The sequence below is a fragment of the Ruegeria sp. ABM4_193 genome (assembly GCF_056158705.1).
The window spans coordinates 425811-442570 of the sequence record NZ_JBSWTT010000003.1 but is presented as its reverse complement, the minus strand read 5'-3'; the positions used below and the strand labels follow the sequence as shown (position 1 = coordinate 442570).

Annotated in this window: 13 protein-coding genes; 10 read left to right on the top strand and 3 right to left on the bottom strand. The window is 55.8% G+C overall.

All coding sequences use genetic code 11. The annotated features are described in order from the left end of the window. The first annotated feature begins 71 nt into the window (after window positions 1-71). Together ACXADZ_RS20290 and ACXADZ_RS20285 are read left to right on the top strand one after the other, a co-directional pair. Window positions 72-818, top strand: a complete 747-nt coding sequence (locus ACXADZ_RS20290; protein WP_475199356.1) for a hypothetical protein — start codon at window positions 72-74, stop codon at window positions 816-818. A gap of 162 nt (window positions 819-980) precedes the next feature. Next, window positions 981-1355 carry an HGGxSTG domain-containing protein gene (locus tag ACXADZ_RS20285; RefSeq protein ID WP_475200136.1) on the top strand — a complete coding sequence of 125 codons (375 nt, stop codon included), beginning with the start codon at window positions 981-983 and terminating at the stop codon, window positions 1353-1355. Between the two features lie 210 nt (window positions 1356-1565). On the opposite strand, the gene ACXADZ_RS20280 is transcribed toward ACXADZ_RS20285, so the two are convergent. Further along, window positions 1566-2441: a LysR family transcriptional regulator gene (locus tag ACXADZ_RS20280; RefSeq protein WP_475199353.1), complete on the bottom strand. Its 876-nt coding sequence runs from the start codon at window positions 2439-2441 to the stop codon at window positions 1566-1568. A 94-nt stretch (window positions 2442-2535) separates the two neighbouring features. Between ACXADZ_RS20280 and ACXADZ_RS20275 the strand changes: the two genes are divergently transcribed. After that, a complete protein-coding gene (locus ACXADZ_RS20275; RefSeq protein WP_475199350.1) occupies window positions 2536-3384 on the top strand; it encodes an alpha/beta fold hydrolase in 849 nt (282 codons plus the stop codon). A gap of 151 nt (window positions 3385-3535) precedes the next feature. On the opposite strand, the gene ACXADZ_RS20270 is transcribed toward ACXADZ_RS20275, so the two are convergent. Next, a complete protein-coding gene (locus ACXADZ_RS20270) occupies window positions 3536-4900 on the bottom strand; it encodes a hypothetical protein (RefSeq protein ID WP_475199347.1) in 1365 nt (454 codons plus the stop codon). A 464-nt stretch (window positions 4901-5364) separates the two neighbouring features. Between ACXADZ_RS20270 and ACXADZ_RS20265 the strand changes: the two genes are divergently transcribed. From ACXADZ_RS20265 to arcC, 7 genes are all read left to right on the top strand, one after another. Then, window positions 5365-6324, top strand: coding sequence for a sulfatase-like hydrolase/transferase (locus tag ACXADZ_RS20265; protein WP_475199345.1), 960 nt, complete (start codon window positions 5365-5367; stop codon window positions 6322-6324). A 12-nt stretch (window positions 6325-6336) separates the two neighbouring features. Further along, window positions 6337-7104 (top strand): sulfatase-like hydrolase/transferase, encoded by a 768-nt coding sequence (locus ACXADZ_RS20260; RefSeq protein WP_475199343.1) that lies wholly within the window; start codon window positions 6337-6339, stop codon window positions 7102-7104. Window positions 7105-7458: 354 nt separating this feature from the next. After that, the gene (locus tag ACXADZ_RS20255) at window positions 7459-8946 is read left to right on the top strand and encodes a YfcC family protein (protein ID WP_475199341.1); all 1488 of its coding nucleotides are present in this window, start codon (window positions 7459-7461) and stop codon (window positions 8944-8946) included. 9 nt (window positions 8947-8955) lie between these two features. After that, entirely contained in the window at window positions 8956-10335 is a 1380-nt protein-coding gene (locus ACXADZ_RS20250; RefSeq protein ID WP_475199339.1) for an amino acid permease, read from the top strand. Next, on the top strand, window positions 10332-11558 hold the full coding sequence (locus ACXADZ_RS20245; RefSeq protein ID WP_170654233.1) for an arginine deiminase: 1227 nt from the start codon (window positions 10332-10334) through the stop codon (window positions 11556-11558). Before ACXADZ_RS20250 ends, ACXADZ_RS20245 begins: the two co-directional genes overlap by 4 nt. A 56-nt stretch (window positions 11559-11614) precedes the next feature. After that, window positions 11615-12613 (top strand): ornithine carbamoyltransferase, encoded by a 999-nt coding sequence (argF, locus tag ACXADZ_RS20240; RefSeq protein ID WP_170654231.1) that lies wholly within the window; start codon window positions 11615-11617, stop codon window positions 12611-12613. 3 nt (window positions 12614-12616) lie between these two features. Beyond that, on the top strand, window positions 12617-13555 hold the full coding sequence (gene arcC / locus ACXADZ_RS20235) for a carbamate kinase (RefSeq protein WP_475199336.1): 939 nt from the start codon (window positions 12617-12619) through the stop codon (window positions 13553-13555). A gap of 246 nt (window positions 13556-13801) precedes the next feature. Here the strand turns inward: arcC and ACXADZ_RS20230 are convergent, their stop codons facing one another. Next, window positions 13802-16540 (bottom strand): cation-translocating P-type ATPase, encoded by a 2739-nt coding sequence (locus tag ACXADZ_RS20230; RefSeq protein ID WP_475199334.1) that lies wholly within the window; start codon window positions 16538-16540, stop codon window positions 13802-13804. Between the last annotated feature and the right edge of the window lie 220 nt (window positions 16541-16760).

The following is a 16760-nucleotide window of genomic DNA, read 5'->3' as shown; positions in this document are numbered from 1 at the left end:
TATCAACTGACCAGTATCCTCACGGTGGACGCTCTTTAGCACACGGTCAGCCAACCTTGTATGGAGCCTCCATGGCTGGACAAATGATTTTCGCCCAACTTTCAATCCAAGATATGCGCCGAACAATACAGGATTTGACGCTTGAAGAGCGCGGATTGCTATTCTCGTTTCTTGTCGAGAATTGTGAGGCGCAGGACTCATTGGAGCATGACGAGGAAAGGCTTGCGTATCGTGTCGGCCTTGGCAAATCTAAAAAGTCGCTGGCGCGTCTGCTATCGTCGCTCATCAAGACTGGAAAAGTGAAAGCGACAGATGACGGAATAATGGTCGCTCTCGCGGAAAACGCGATCAATCATTTCCAAGCGAAATCCGAAAATGGCAAGTTCGCAAACTCCTGCCGAAACGACAGAGCAAAACCGAAAGCAATCTTGGAGCAAGCAAACGATGTGCATTGTGATCTGTCTAATCAGGCTACGAGCACGCTCAGCGTGGCAGATTTGCCGAGTCACGTTGAAAAAAATGAACTCACCTTGGAATTTGACCGTCTGATCGCAGCTCTCAGAAATCTCGTCCAGAGCAAGGGTGCGTATACACTCGCTGATGCACTTGATAGCGACGCGGCAAAACGCACGGTAGAGCGGTGGTGTGCGCTTGAACTTAGCTATGAGCAAATCGTTTCAAACGTAAACGATGTGATAGCCAGAAAAGGCGATGGAGCAATAATGTCTTGGCAGTACTTTGATAGAGTGTTCCTGAACTTAGCTGAACGAAAAGCTACTTTGCATGGTGCTTCCAGCCGGTCACCAAGACACGCTTAGGCAGCAGATAGTGCAATCGACCTATTCCTTTTGCCAGCAGGCCCCTAGGCGGCTCGTCCAATTTGATGCCGCCCGCGTTTAACGACGCTTTGAAAGTCCATGGGGTCTTAGGTGGATGCTTAGAATTGCTTACATTTGGAGGTGTTTTTGAGTTTGACCCAAATGCTTCGCGAGGTGTTGTTATCACTCCAGGAAGAGTTCGCTAGGGATGAGACACCGAGCTGTCAAATTTGCCCCTTTCGGACAGTTACTGGGCGCGGCAGAGAAAAAACGTGCTCCGAATGTACTGGTGGCCAATGTCAGGATCTGCAGAACATTGGCTTGGACAATGAGGGGCAACCACTTCCAACGCATATACGAGCTCGCTGTGGCGCAAAATCGAGCAAAGGATCGAGTTGTCAGCTACCCGTGGCACCAGGAAAACGCCGGTGTCGATACCATGGCGGCTTGTCAACCGGCCCGACATCCAAGCAAGGTCGAGAGCGGATCGCTGAAGCACAACGCAAAAGATGGGCAAAACAGAGATCCAATACTTGACCAAGTGTCTATAGTTGTATGGCAATGTCCACCGACACTATACGCCGACAGCAGTCGTCACAGAGTCATAAGTACCAAACATATTCCGAGCACGCTTGTTTATGCTCGCAACAGAAACCGATAGCCGTCATCTGAGCAAAACACAAGGATGACCGTATAGAGCCCATACCTCCCATATGCTGCGTTTCGCGCGAAGTTCCGCTTTCCCAATTACGCTACGCGCAGGGTCGACGGGCGTCCCACCTCGGCCGCGATTTCGCTGAGCAGTGCGCGGGCGGCGTCACTACGCCTTTTGGGGTTAGAGCGCGCAACGTATGCAATCGCAGGAGGCTCCGGGAACACATCTTCGATAACTTCCAAGTCTTGGGGCAAGTGCAAGCCATTCATTAGGGCTATACCGAGCCCCGCGCGCGTTGCCGAAAGGATACCTGATACGCTCGGGCATTCTAAAACTGCTTCAAATTGATGACCCGTTCTTGAGTTCTGCGATTGTGCCCAGTGCTTGTAGAAGCAGTTTTGATCGAACGCGAGGAATGGAACGGATGCGTTAAGATTCAGTGATAGATCATAAGACTTGATCCAGTGCAGCCGGTCCTCATACAGTACAAGGTCATCGCTCCGGACTTCGTCTCTCATGACCTGTATAACCGCGATGTCGATTTCACCCGCGATAAGCCAATCAGACAGTGTTAGGCTTTGCGCGACCCGCGTGCTGACCGTGGTCTCTGGGTGCAGACGTGTAAAGCGGCCAAGGATGCGCGCAACGTCACCGCCCGTTGTATCTTCGGTCATGCCCAATTTAATGGTGCCAGCCAAAGGCTTCTTTCCAAGAGCGGCGAGCGCTTCGTCATGCAAATCCATCATCCGGTGCGCATACTCTAACAGGCGTGTACCGGCCTCGGTGAACAATGGCCCACCGGCGCGGCGTGCTAGGAGTTCACAGTCTAGAACAGTCTCAAGCCGCTTGATTTTGTGGCTCACTGCAGGTTGAGACAGCGCTAAATGCTCGGCGGCGCGCGTTACACCGCCATGGGTCGAGATCGCGACCAAGGCGCGCAAACCTTCGATGTCCAAACGCTCAGCCATTCGGAATTTCTATCGCTACATGACAATCATTCATTTGCTTGATCAAGTATCAAAGCGCTAGGACTTGCGAAAGAAAAAAATTGGAGTTCCCCTCATGACCCACCTCGTCGACCAACATGTTCTCATCAACGGTACCCGTATTACACATGGTGTACACGGAGAGGGTGAGCCCGTGGTTCTCCTGCATGGCACACCGTCTTCCTCGTATATTTGGCGGAACGTACTGCCAACGCTTGTCGAAGCTGGCTACAAAGTACATTTGTATGACCTGCTCGGTTATGGCCTGTCAGAGTGCCCGCAAGACCCGAGCATTGATACGTCCGTCACGGGCCAAGTGCCGATCCTTGAGGGGTTGCTGGATGTTTGGGGCCTTAAAGACTTCCACTTCATCGCACACGATATCGGCGGCGGCGTTGCCCAGAGGTTCGGCATTCAGTCGCCGAAACGGCTGCGCAGTTTGACCATGATTGACGTAGTAAGCTATGACAGTTGGCCATCCAAACGCACGCGCGAGCAGATGCAGGCCGGTTTGGAAAAGCTGATCAAAGCGCCCGATACAGACCACAGAGAACACTTTCGCAACTGGCTCAACTCGACGGTTCAAAACAAGGAGCGCTTGGCGGAGACGTCGATGGAAACCTACCTCGATTTCATTTGCGGCCCAGTCGGACAGGGCAGCTTCTTTCAGCACCAAGTGATGCAATATGATCCGAAGCACACAGACGAGATGGTCCCGCGCTACGGCGAACTTAGTCAAAACCCAGTACAACTGATTTGGGGTGCAGATGACGCATGGCAGGTCGTGGACTGGGCGCACAAATTACACGCGGCAATTCCAGGGTCAGAACTGCATGTGCTGGAAAACTGTGGTCATTTCTCAATGGAAGATCAGCCGGAAAAGATCTCTGGATTGCTCGTCGACTTCCTCGGCAGAAACCGATGACGCAACTAAGGAAAGCTGCCGTTCATGAGAACAATCTGGAAGGCAGCTTCGTCCGCAGAGCGGACATTCATGCAAGCTGTAGCGAATGGCTGTTTCGAGCCCAAACCCACCGATTCTGCGCGTTGGATGAACGTCAGGTTTCAGTGGGCAATCATTTGTTATTCGTCGTTTGCAAGCCGATGCGAGCGAAAACTGCTTCAACAGGCCCGGCAATCGCGTCGACATCAGAGGTTTTCGTGAACAGGCGTCGCAGAGGGCCTCGAACGTCGCGAATTTTCCACGTGTCATGCAAGATCTGCGCGAGTTTTTCGGCCTCTGCGGCGTCTCCGTTGTTTTCGAGAGCAGCAATCTGTACTGATGTGATCAGTCGGCTTGTACGGCCCTCCAGTGCAATGGCTTCGCCGACCGCGTCGAGGACACCCTCATGATCCTGCGCCTGAAGTTTTGATACCGCCAAAATAAACGGGTGGAACAACTCGTCGGCTTCCTTGCCGTTTAGGTTCGGCAAGCTGGACGAGAGTATATCGACGCCACGACCTTCAAATGTCATCATCATTCCATAGAAGTTGCGCAAAAAGGCTTCGTCGGGATTGAGGCTCACCGCCGTAGCGGCCTTCTCAACGGCGCCTTGTCTCTTACCTTCCGCGAATTGTGTCCAAGCATCTGCCATAAGTGAGAAAGGGTCTGCCGGATCGATCCGCAGTGCGGCGTCAGCATCTACGCGGGCGTTTTTCAGTCGGGTCTCTTTTTCCTGGCCTGGTGGGAGTAAGAACGCAAAAAACGCTTGTACGAAAGCATCGCAGGAATGACCTGTTGCGAGGTCCGGCGCCATTTCCTTCGCTCGTTTACACAGTGTCTCTGCGGCCTTTGGTCTGGCTGGGTCTATGGACGGAAATGTTAGTTGACGCGCTTCTTCAACAAATGTTCTTGCCAGAAGCGAGGCCGACGAGACTTGACTGATAGAGAGCCTGATTTCGGCACTAGGATCAAAATCTGTGGAATTCTCAGCCGCCGGCGGTGTTTCTTCGACGCCACCGCGTCCATCGTTTGCAAGCCAACCGCCTCCAAAAGCAACAAAGCCTATTGCAACAAACGCGACTACGCTGAGACGCGAAAACGGGGCCGACTTCGAACCTGGCGTCGTCTTCGGCGAACTTTCGACAGGTGTGTTCGGATTGAAGACTGGGCTGTAGCCGCCCTTGGGGATCGAAATCATAACCGGATCTGACAAGCCTTCGTAGGCGTAGTAAATTTCCAGGCGCCTCCTCAGTCTGCCTGCATCGACACGGACGATTGCTTCTGTATCACCGCCTTCGGATGGCTGACGTTTGTAGACATCCGCAGCGATGATCTTTGCCCGGATCTTTGTACGACGGTCCTTCAGGGCCTCGGCGACAATGTACTCAAGAAAATCCCTGAGCCGGTGAACGTCCTCGAATGTACTGCTTTCCAGGATCGACTGAAGCGCTTGTTTGACTTGGCCATCATCAACGGAGCGCGTCACCTTCTCGTTCATAGTGGCCCCCTCGCGCCTATGTCAGTGAAACCTTCAGTCTTCCGCCCAAACTGCCGGGCTCAAACACCGTTACACGCCGTAAAATTACTATAACAAACCTAGTCGCGCATCCAACACATTCGCCATTTTCGTCTTGTTGTTCGTGACTTGGGTTCACCTATGCCAGAAGGCCACCTCATAAATTCGATCTTTCCGCAAGATGCGTCTGTCATAGAGCATCTGCGTAAAACCGATGCGGGATTTGGCGAACTTTGCGATCACCTGGAACTTCTGTTGACTGAGATGTCGCAGAAATTCGGCTCCATCGATCAGGCCACAACAGATCTGATCTCAAGCTTCGATGACGTGCGACGAGAGATTGAACGCCGCCTGAAACGAAGTTCAAGCCGCCCACCCAAAAATGCGGGGCTTTGAAACCCACCGCCGTCTTCTCCGATCAAAACGCACCATCCTGAGGAAACATTGTGAAACAGAAAACACATATCGCACGACACAGTTGGCTCGCCGCGAGTGCAGCCATCATACTTGGCGTTTGGCCGCTGCCTGTCTCCGCTCAAGAGCCCACCATCATTCATGACGCAGAATACTACGTGCTTGCCGCTCAGCATGGTGAGAAGTGGATGACGGAGGACGTCGAGATTGACGCGAAACTGGCGGAGCTTCGTGAGAAATTTGGAAAGCCGCCCAACATCATCCACGTTATGTGGGACGACACGCCGGTCGGCGAAATCGGTATTCCGGAAATCCAGAAAGTTCGGGGCTTCGAGACGCCGGTCATGAACCGCCTCGCCGATCAAGGCATGAACATGATGCGCATGTACACCGAGCCTTCCTGTACCCCAAGCCGTGCAGCGGTGATGACGGGCAGGCACGCTGTGCGTAACGGCATGTACAACGTCGGCTTCCCCTATGAATATGGCGGTCTGGCCGAAGATGAAGTCACGATGGCTGAGGTCTTGTCAAAAGCTGGCTACGCCACTGCATTTTTTGGCAAGTCGCACCTGGGAGACGTGGAATCAAGCTACCTCAACAAGCAAGGTTTCGACGAAGCCATTTGGACACCCTACAATCAGGTGCCGAGCCTTTATGTTCCAAACGCGCAATTGGGTGCGCTGACCAGTGCTGTCATGTTCCCTGACATGTTCGGCGACGACCCCTACGACATCGACCCTAGCTGGCGCCCGACGGGCTATGTCTGGGCTTTGGAAGGCAAGAAAGACGGGCCCGTTCGCGAGTTCGGCACACCTCCAACGGACCATGATGGCTACATGGCTTTGGAGGATGAATTCGAAAACGCCACCATCGATTTCGTTCAACGCCATGCAGATGGCGAGCAGCCATTCTATGTCGCGTGGTGGCCCCAACTTACCTCGTTCCAAGGATTTCCGGATCGTGTCACAGCCAGCGGTGGCTTCCTGCAATAGGCTCTTGTGCGGATGGACGCACGTATCGGTCGCCTGACTGACGAGCTGGAGCGTCTGGGCATTGCCGAAAACACTCTTTTTGTCCTCATGGCGGACAATGGGCCAATGGTGCACAACGGCCCTGCTGGAATGACGGAAACGCTCTACACTGGGGGTAAGGGCGACTACACCGAAGGTGGTGTGCGGGTGCCTGCCATCGCCTGGTGGCCGAGTGTGATCGAGCCGGGTCAGGTCGTGGGTGACATCATCCACCAGACCGATCTTTTCACGACATTTGCCCGGCTCGGCGGTGCAACACAGCATATACCGACAGACCGGATCATTGACGGCGTGGATCAGACGTCCTTGATTCTTAATGGCGATACTCACAGCCGACGGGATTATGCGTTCATCTACACAGGTAATGTCCTCGCCGCGCTGGTGAAAGGCCGGTACAAGCGTCACCTCGTTGGCGGTAAACTCGGTCTCTCAGGCCCAGAATTTTACGACCTGTACAACGATCAGCGAGAAGTGAGCGGCCAGATGCTGCCCATGTTCCCGGCAAAAGGCATGTTCCTGCAAATGAAATTGCGCCACGAAATCTGGACGGCGAAGTATCCGAACCAAGGCCAGAACCGAGATTATCCGTTGCGCAATATCGAAGATGCAAGGCCTGAAGTGGCCGCAGCCGGTGAGCCAAGGATCAATCCCGATGATCTGCCCTTTGATCCGTTCGAGGTGATCCGCCAGATTCCCGAATGGGACAACATCGACGCAAGATGGGGCGCTGCTGGTAACTGAGAAACTGGCCTCAATTCTAAACTCACCTTACTGGAGCCCTTTGGCTCCGGTGACACATTTAATGCCAGCTTGCGGTTAAGAACTGTGACCTGGGCAAACGCGACCGGATTGGGCCCAAGTTGGCAAAGCTGTCGTTTGTCTAGCTGGGGTAAATGTCAGCTCTGTCCGCAGAGCGGTCTTTCGAATAAAGCGCAGCGAATGGCCGCTCAGAGCCCATGGCAGACATTGTTCAATGTGTTCGACAACCTCACGTTTTACGAAAGTGACAAGTCACCGCGTTAGTACTAAGTTGAGACATAAATATTCAAATGTTTAACTGCCCAGTTTCTCAGCTTCACCCAGCGCGAGTTTCATATGTCCAAGTTCAAATTTCCTACCGCCTTTACCATTCTGTTCATACTGATTGCCGTCGTGGCCGCCCTTACATGGGTTATTCCGGCCGGTGAGTACGACCGTCAGATGAACGAAGCTCTGGGCAGCGAAGCGCCTGTCCCGGGCACCTACCACGAAGTCGAGCCGAACCCCCAAGGACTTACGGCAGTTATCCTTGCCCCGATTGCAGGTATGTACGATCCCGGTCTTCTGGGAAGTTCATCCAGCGCGGCGATTGATGTCGCTTTGTTTGTTTTAGTCATCGGCGGTTTCCTGATGGTTGTCACCAAGACAGGAGCTATCGACGCCGGCATCGGTTGGTTGCTGCACAGGTTGGCCGGGCGGGAAATCCTGATGATCCCAATCCTGATGGTCGCCTTTGCCTTTGGCGGGACAAGCTATGGCATGGCGGAAGAATCCCTGGCGTTCTACGCTCTGATTATTCCGGTCTTTATTCGGGCAGGGTACGACTCCTTGACCGGGGTCGCGGTGATCATGCTTGGCGCAGGCATTGGGACCCTGGGCTCAACCTTCAACGCATTTGCAACAGTTGTTGCCTCGCAAGGTGCGGGTATTCCGTTCACGAACGGGATCGTTCTTAGGTTCATTATCCTTATTCTTTGTCTTGCTGCAGGCATCGCATTCGTCATGCGATACGCATCACGCGTGAAAGCCGACCCGTCATTGTCCGTGGTGGCCGATCAGGCCGAGGAAAACCGGGCGCATTTCCTAAAGGGTTTGGAAGGCAATGATACGTTCCCCGAGATGACCAAGACGCGTTCGATCATTCTGGTTCTTTTCGGGATTACCTTCGCCATTATGATCTATGGTGTTGTCGCGCTGGGGTGGTGGATGGCGGAAATGTCCGGTCTCTTCCTGGTGATGTCCATCATCGTTTGGTGGGTCGGGAAAACGGATGAAGGGTCTAGAATGGACGAAGGGACTTTTGTGGAAACCTTCGTCGACGGAGCGCGCGATTTGCTGGGCGTTGCCCTGATCATTGGCGTCGCGCGCGGCGTGGTCGTGATTATGGACGCGGGCAAAATCACCGACACAATCCTCGCCGGAGCCGAGGGGTTTGTCTCGGGGCTGAGCGAGTTCGCCTTTATCAACGCGATGTTTGGCATTCAGATCTTGATGTCATTCCTGGTGCCGTCCTCGTCTGGGCTGGCCACGCTTTCGATGCCGATCATGGCGCCACTGGCAGACTTTGCAGGCGTCGGTCGTGACCTTGTGGTTACTGCGTACCAGTCAGCAAACGGATGGGTGAACCTGTTCAACCCGACATTTGCCGTCGTCATGGGTGGGCTAGCCATTGGCCGTGTCTCCTATGACCGGTGGCTACGTTTTGTTTTCCCGCTGCTCGTAATTCTGGCCGTGATCATCTGCGCCGCACTTACCGTTGGGGCCATAACTGATCCGGGGATCGACGGGCCCACAACCGAGACTTCAGACACAACATCGAACTGAGCCGTCGCAATGACCGATCGCTCCGCTCCAGAGACGACTTCGACATCGGGTGCGCTAGGGCTGACGGCCTGTATCGCTTTGGTTGTCGGAAACATGATCGGGTCGGGAGTGTTCCTTCTACCAGCGTCACTTGCACCGTACGGGCCAATCGCAATAGGTGGGTGGATTCTGACTTCGGCAGGGGCGCTTGTTCTCGCGATCATTTTCGGAAGGCTGTCTCGCGTCGTTTCGAAACCCGGTGGCCCCTATGCCTATTCGCAAGAAGCATTCGGAGACTTTGCAGGCTTCATAATTGCCTGGGGGTACTGGATCGCACTTTGGACTGGTAACGCAGCTGTTGCTGTCGCGTTGGTGGGATATCTGGGATTCCTGTTCCCGATTATCATCGAAGTGCCAATGTACGGCCTATCGACCGCGTTGGTTGCAATCTGGACGCTCACCTTGGTTAACATCCGAGGGGTCGAAGGGGCTGGTTTGGTTCAGATCGTGACCACCGTGCTCAAGCTCGCTCCGCTGATATTGATTGGCATATTGGGTATCTTCTGGATCAACACTGAGAACTATGTTCCGGTCAATCAAAGCGGCACCACGGCGTTTACGGCGATTTCCGCCGCGGCTGCTCTGACGCTTTGGGCTTACTTGGGCCTTGAATCTGCAACAGTTCCCTCTGGTGATGTTATCGAGCCGGAAAAGACCATTCCACGCGCCACCGTGATCGGCGTGATTATCGCGGCAAGCGTCTATATCTCGGTAACCGCCGTTTCGATGGGCGTCATTCCTGCCGAGTTGCTCGCTGTTTCCGCCGCACCTCTGGCAGCCGTCGGTGAGGTGATGTTTGGTCCCGTTGGTGGTGTCCTTGTTGCAGTGGGTGCGGTGATTTCGACCTTTGGCACTTTGAACGGCTTTACACTGCTCAGTGGCCAGGTCCCTTACGGTGCTGCCTTGGATCGCGTCTTCCCTGCAGCCTTGGGCCAAAAATCCAAATTTGGAACGCCAGCCAATGCGTTAATCCTGTCAAATGCGCTGGCTTCGGTTCTGATCATCATGAACTATGCGCAAGGGCTGGTCGCCGCATTCAACTTTGTCATTCTGCTCGCCGTTGTCGCCAGCCTGTTGCCTTATGCCATCTGCTCTGTGGCGGAGATTATGATCCGGCTGAAAGGCGGGCAGGTCCTGCACGGCCCGGAATTGGCCAAGGTCGTCGTGCTGGGCGCACTTGGGTTCATTTATTCGGTCTGGGCCTTCATCGGCTCAGGCGCTGAAACCGTTTTGGTTGGCTCGGTCCTGTTGCTTATGGGCGTGCCAATCCATGTCTGGGTCCGCTGGAGTCAGGACAATGATATTGAAGACATTCAGAAAACCGATAGTTCGAAAGGAGAGTTGCAATGAAGCTCGGTGTTCATTCCGAGATCGGAAAGCTCAACAAGGTGATCGTCTCGCGCCCTTCACTGGCGCATGATCGTCTGACACCACGAAACTGCGAAGAGCTTTTGTTCGATGACGTGATCTGGGTCGAGCAGGCCCGCAAGGACCACGCAGAATTCTGTTCCCTGATGCGGGAACGCGGGGTCGAGGTCTACGATATTCAGGATCTGCTCGCCCAAGCTATCGCAGACGACCCCGCAGCGCGCGCCTTCCTGCTGGACCGTCTGATCACGCCCAACATGGTCGGCCTGGGCTTTTCCGTAGAAATGCGTGCCTGGTTGGACGAGATGGATGCCAAGCTGCTTGCTCGCCATATGCTTGGCGGCATCATCTTTGCAGACCTGCCCAAGGGTATGATCGACGAACAGTTCGGTGATCTGGTTTCTCTGGGCGACTTCATCCTTCCCGCCATCCCCAACGCGCAGTTCCAGCGCGACCCCTCTTGCTGGATTTTCGATGGCGTGACGACGAACCCGATGTTCTGGCCTGCTCGTAAGCCAGAAACCCTGATCATGCGTACGGTGTATCGCCACCATAAGATGTTCAAGGACGCCGAGTTCGAGTTCTGGTGGGGCGATAGCGACGACGATTTCGGCCTCGCTTCGGTTGAGGGTGGCGACGTTCAACCGGTGGGCAACGGCACTGTCTTCATAGGTATGGGCGAGCGCACAACCCGGCAGGCCGTCGCTCAGGTTGCGGAAGCGCTGTTCACGAAGGGCGGCGCCGAACGTGTCGTCGCCTGTGCCATGCCAAAAAGCCGCGCGGCCATGCATCTGGATACCGTCTTCACTTGCCTTGACCATGACAAAGTTACTGCATTCTCGGAAGTTGCGGACCAGATCACCTGCATCTCGATCCGTCCGGGTGACCGTGGAGATTTGGATATCCACGTTGAAAAAGGGCACCTGTTCGACGTCTACAAAGAGGCCCTTGGGCTGAACTCGCTGGAAGTCATCTCGACCGGTGGCAACGAATTCCAGGCCGAGCGCGAACAATGGGATGACGGGAATAACGTCGTCGCCCTCTCGCCCGGCGTGGTCGTCGGCTATGCGCGCAACACGTTTACGAACGGCAAGATGCGCGCAGCTGGTGTCGATGTGATCGAAATCTCAGGCCAGGAACTTGGTCGCGGCCGCGGCGGTGGCCACTGCATGACCTGCCCGATCGACCGCGACCCCGCCTATTGAATTTACCAAGGGCGCGCGCCCTTGCGCCCACTGATTTTTTGTTAGGGAGAGACAAAATGGCATTCAATCTAAAAGGCCGTAGCTATCTGAAAATTGCCGATTTCAGCCAGCGTGAAATGCTGTACCTGCTGGATCTGGCCCGTGACCTGAAACGCGCGAAATATGCCCGCGCCGAACAGCCCTCGCTGACCGGCAAGAACATTTGCCTGATCTTCGAGAAAACGTCGACCCGTACCCGCTGTGCATTTGAAGTGGCCGCCTACGATCAGGGTGCAAACATCACCTATCTCGATCCGTCGGGATCGCAGATCGGGCACAAAGAGTCGATGAAAGACACTGCGCGCGTTTTGGGCCGCATGTTCGACGGGATCGAATTCCGCGGTGCGGGTCAGGACATGGTTGAGACGCTGTCTGAATATGCCGGTGTTCCGGTCTATAACGGCCTGACGGATGACTGGCATCCGACCCAGATGCTTGCCGATATGCAGACCATGATCGAGCACGCCGACAAACCCCGCAAGGACATTGTTTATGCATACTCGGGCGATTGTCGGTCGAACATGGGCAACTCGCTGCTGATGTTGGGCGCGATCATGGGCTGCGACGTGCGGATGATTTCGCCGAAAGAAACCCAGCCCCATGACGATGTGCGCGAATTGGCGATAGAGCGGGCTGAAAAGACCGGCGCACGTGTGACCATCACGGACGATACCTCGGCCGTAGAGGGCGCGGATTTCATTCATACCGATGTCTGGGTGTCGATGGGTGAGCCTAAAGAAGTCTGGGCTGAGCGGATCAAGCTGCTGAGCCCTTATCAGGTCAACATGGATCTGATGAAGAAAACCGGCAATCCAGCCGTCAAGTTCATGCACTGCCTGCCCGCCTTCCACAATCTGGAGACCAAGGTCGGTCAGGACATTCACGAACAGTTTGGCATCACCGAGATGGAAGTCACCGAGGAGGTTTTCGAAAGTGATATGAATATCGCGTTCGAGCAAGCCGAAAACCGGATGCACACGATCAAAGCGATCCTCGTCGCGACATTGGGAGCCTGATCCATGGGACGCGTTGTTGTAGCACTTGGCGGCAACGCGCTTCTCAAACGGGGGGAGGCGATGACGGCGGACAATCAGCGCAAGAACGCAAAGATTGCCGCCGAAGCCCTCGCCCCGCTCTGCGAAGCGCACGAAACCGTCATCACTCATGGCAATGGTCCGCAGGTCGGGATGCTGGCCCTGCAAGAGATCATGTATACGGATGTCGAGGAATACCCGCTGGACGTGCTGGTGGGCGAGACGATGGGGATGATTGGCTACATGATCGAGCAGGAGCTTGGGAACATCCTGCCTTTTGAGCATCACATCGCCACCCTCTTGACCATGATCGAGGTCGATCCGAGCGACCCGGCCTTTGACAATCCGACCAAGTTCATCGGGCAGGTTTATTCCGAAGCGGACGCCAAGAAAGAGGCGGCTGACAAGGGCTGGACGGTGAAACCGGATGGCGAGTACTGGCGGCGCGTGGTGCCCTCGCCCCGCCCGAAACGTATCTTTCAGGTCGAACCGATCCGTTGGATCCTGGATAAGGGCGCGACCGTGATCGCTGCTGGCGGAGGCGGCATCCCGACGATGTACCAGGCAGGCGCAGAACGGAAACTGGTCGGGGTCGAAGCCGTCATCGACAAGGATTTCGCCTCGTGCCTACTGGCGCAGAACCTTGGCGCAGATTTCTTTGTCATCGCTACAGATGCAGAAGCCGTGTTCCTGAACTGGGGAACGCCTGACCAAAAAGGTATTCGGTCGATCACCCCCGACGCGTTGGATGAGTACGACTTCCCCGCTGGATCAATGGGTCCCAAGGTGCAGTCCGCACAAGACTTTGTGCGATCCTCGGGCGGTCGGGCCATTATTTGCGCGCTTGCTGACGTTCCTGCAGCCGTTCGCGGTGAAAAAGGTACGACGGTATCGCTAGAGGCGGGGGAAACACAGTTTCACTAGGCCCGAAGAATAGGCTTTGTTGATTGTAATGCCTTCTATGGGACACCGGGGTCGACACTGCGCGCCGCGCGTCACTAGATCGTGCGTATGGGTTATCAGGCCATAAAATTTAACTTCCTCTGACATCCTTGTGGGCGGAATGCTGGCCAGGCACAATGCAGACCCTCTGCCAAGAAGTTGACAACGAATGGGTGCTTCAGGATGTCCATTCTAGCACCTTCAGTGCCGTTCTAAGCAAAGGTAGCGTCAGAGCCATTTCAGTCCGAACATTTCCTTCAGCGCAGACAACAGAAGCGTGGGCAGTGCGGCGATGAAGAACACTCCGAGCAAATGCGACAGAGGCAGGGAAACTGTTCCAAGCACGAAATGTCCAGCGCCGGTGTAAATGGCGAGAAGAGACAGCAATATGGAAATGCTCACCGCTCCAAGCAAGGTGCGGTTGCCGAGCGGCGACTTGCGGTAGAGCGTGGAGGTCGATCGGGCGTCGAAAATATGCCAGATCTGGGCAAAGATCAGTGTCATGAACGCTGCTGTCTGGGCGTGTTCCAAGGAGGCGCCTCGTTCGAGAAACTCCTGGAAGACATAAAAGGTCAGCAGGCCGAGCAGCGTTCCCCGGATCAGGATCCGCTCCTTCATTCCGCCGCCGAACAGATTATCGTCGCGCGGGCGCGGTGGGCGCTGCATCAGGTCGGGTTCCGCTTTCTCGAAGCCGAGTGTCAGAGCCGGTAGCCCATCCGATACAAGATTCACCCAGAGGATCATCAGCGGTGTGATCGGCAGGAGCGGGTCTGCTCCCATCAGTAGGAAGGCGAACAGGATCGTTGAGACCTCGGCCACGTTGGCGGTGAGCGCCTGCCGAATGAATTTCAACAGATTGTCGAAGATGCGCCTGCCTTCGCGGACTGCCGTCACGATGGTGGAGAAATTGTCATCGAGCAGCACGAGGGCAGCGCTGTCCTTGGCGACCTGCGTGCCGGTGATGCCCATGGCGACACCAATATCCGCCGCTCGCAGAGCGGGCGCGTCGTTGACGCCATCCCCGGTCATTGCCGCCACCTCGCCATTCTCCTGCATGGCATTGACGATGCGCAGCTTGTGCTCCGGGGTCACCCGGGCAAAGACGGCCGCGTGCTGCACCATCTCTTTCAAATCCTGATCGCTCATCTGGTCGAGCTCGACCCCGGTATGAACCGTCTGCGCGTCGCTGGTGCGAATGCCGATCTGTTCCGCAATCGCTTGGGCGGTCACGGCGTGGTCGCCGGTGATCATCACCGTTCGGATGCCGGCCCCGGTTGCCTCCGAAACGGCGATGGGTACTTCGCTGCGCGGCGGGTCCATGATGCCGTGAATGCCAAGCAGTACGATCCGCTGCTCGGGATCGGCATGGTCCAGATCCTCTTCTGCCACCTCCCGATAAGCCACGGCGAGGGTCCGGAGCGCCTTCTCGCCGAAACTGTCGATCACCGCCTCGATCTCTTCCCGCAAAGCCGGGGAGATCTCAAGCGTTTCCCCGGCCATGCGGACATGGCTCGCCCTTGACAGGATCACATCAGGCGCCCCCTTGGCGCCGAGTACAGTGCGCCCATCCGGCAATCGAGCGAAGACAGACATCATCTTGCGCGTTGAATCGAAGGGGAATTGCTGAAGCGCCTCGACCCGCGCTTCTGTCAACTTCTCGCGGGATATCCCGACCTTGGCCGCGGCCACGACCAGAGCGCCCTCAGTCGGGTTGCCCTGGATCGCCGGGCGCCCGTCAGCCTCGACCATACGCGCATCGTTGCAATAGGCGGAGACGGCCAGCATCTGCCGAAGATCCGTTTCGGCCTCGATCTCGGCCACGCTGCCGTCTTCGGAACGGAACTCGCCATGCGGATCGAACCCCTCGCCGGTCACTTCCCAGTCCTTGCCACCGGCCCAGCATTGCATCACCTGCATTTGGTTCTGCGTGAGCGTGCCGGTCTTGTCTGAACAGATCACCGAGGTCGCGCCGAGCGTTTCTACAGAGGAAAGCCGTCGCGCCAAGGCGTTGCTGGCAACCATGTTTTGTGATCCCAGCGTCAGAACGATGGTGACTACTGTCGGCAGGCCCTCCGGGATCGCCGCGACCGACAGCGAGATTGCCGTGTTCAGCATCTCAGCCGCATCCATTCCATTGACCACGCCAATGCCGATCACTATGGCGACCACGATCAGGGCCGCCATGATCAGCACCTTGGAAAGGCCCTCGATCTTGAGTTGCAGCGGGGTCTTTGGCTCTTTCGCAGAGGACATGAGGGCAGCGATGTGACCGACCTCGGTCTCCATTCCGGTGCCCACGACAATGCCTTCACCAGCGCCGCCAGTGACCTGCGTGCTCATGAAGCCCATATTCAGACGATCGGCCAAAACGACGTCTTCGTCCTCGATCGGATCGGCATGTTTGTCGACCGGTTCGGATTCTCCCGTCAACGCGGCCTCGTCGACCTGCATCCGGCTGGCGGTGACAAAGCGAATGTCGGCGGCCAGAATGTCACCGGCTTTTACTCGCAGAATATCGCCCGGCACGAGATCCGCCGCCGGTACCTCGACGATCTCGCCGCCGCGGCGCACGAAGGCCTGCGGTGCAGACATCTCCCGCAGGGCTGCCAAGGACTGCTCGGCCTTATATTCCTGCCAGAAGGAGATGAAGGCGTTAAAGACGGCGATCGCGAATATCGCAATCGCATCAACCCAATGCCCCGTATAGGCCGACACAAGAGCACCTGCTATCAGGATGATCAGCAGCGGGCTTGCGAATTGCCGCAGGAGCATCTTCCATGGCGGAACTGTTGCAGTCTCTTCCAAGCGGTTTGGACCGTGTGTTGAAAGCCGCTTGGCCACCTCGTCCGGATTCAATCCCGTCTCAGGGTTCACGCCGAGGTTTTCGGCGACCGCTCTACCGTCCAACACCCAAGGTGCGTTCGCGTTTCCAAGAACCGATGGGGTTGTCTGTGCGAAACCTGACATTCTCAACTCCGAATGAGCAATTGCGTGACCGGATAAGTCTTGGGGTGCCAGTGCCCATTCTCAGCCAATGAGCCAACCTGCGCAGTTCATTGACGGTTCTCCAATTTGTGATGCGCACGCCTTTATTCAGATACCAGCAGCGACGGAGCTTTGTCATCTGCAAAATCGAGAAAGGTCAGAAAAGCAGATGTCCGCCATTGAATGGAATACGCCCAGCCTA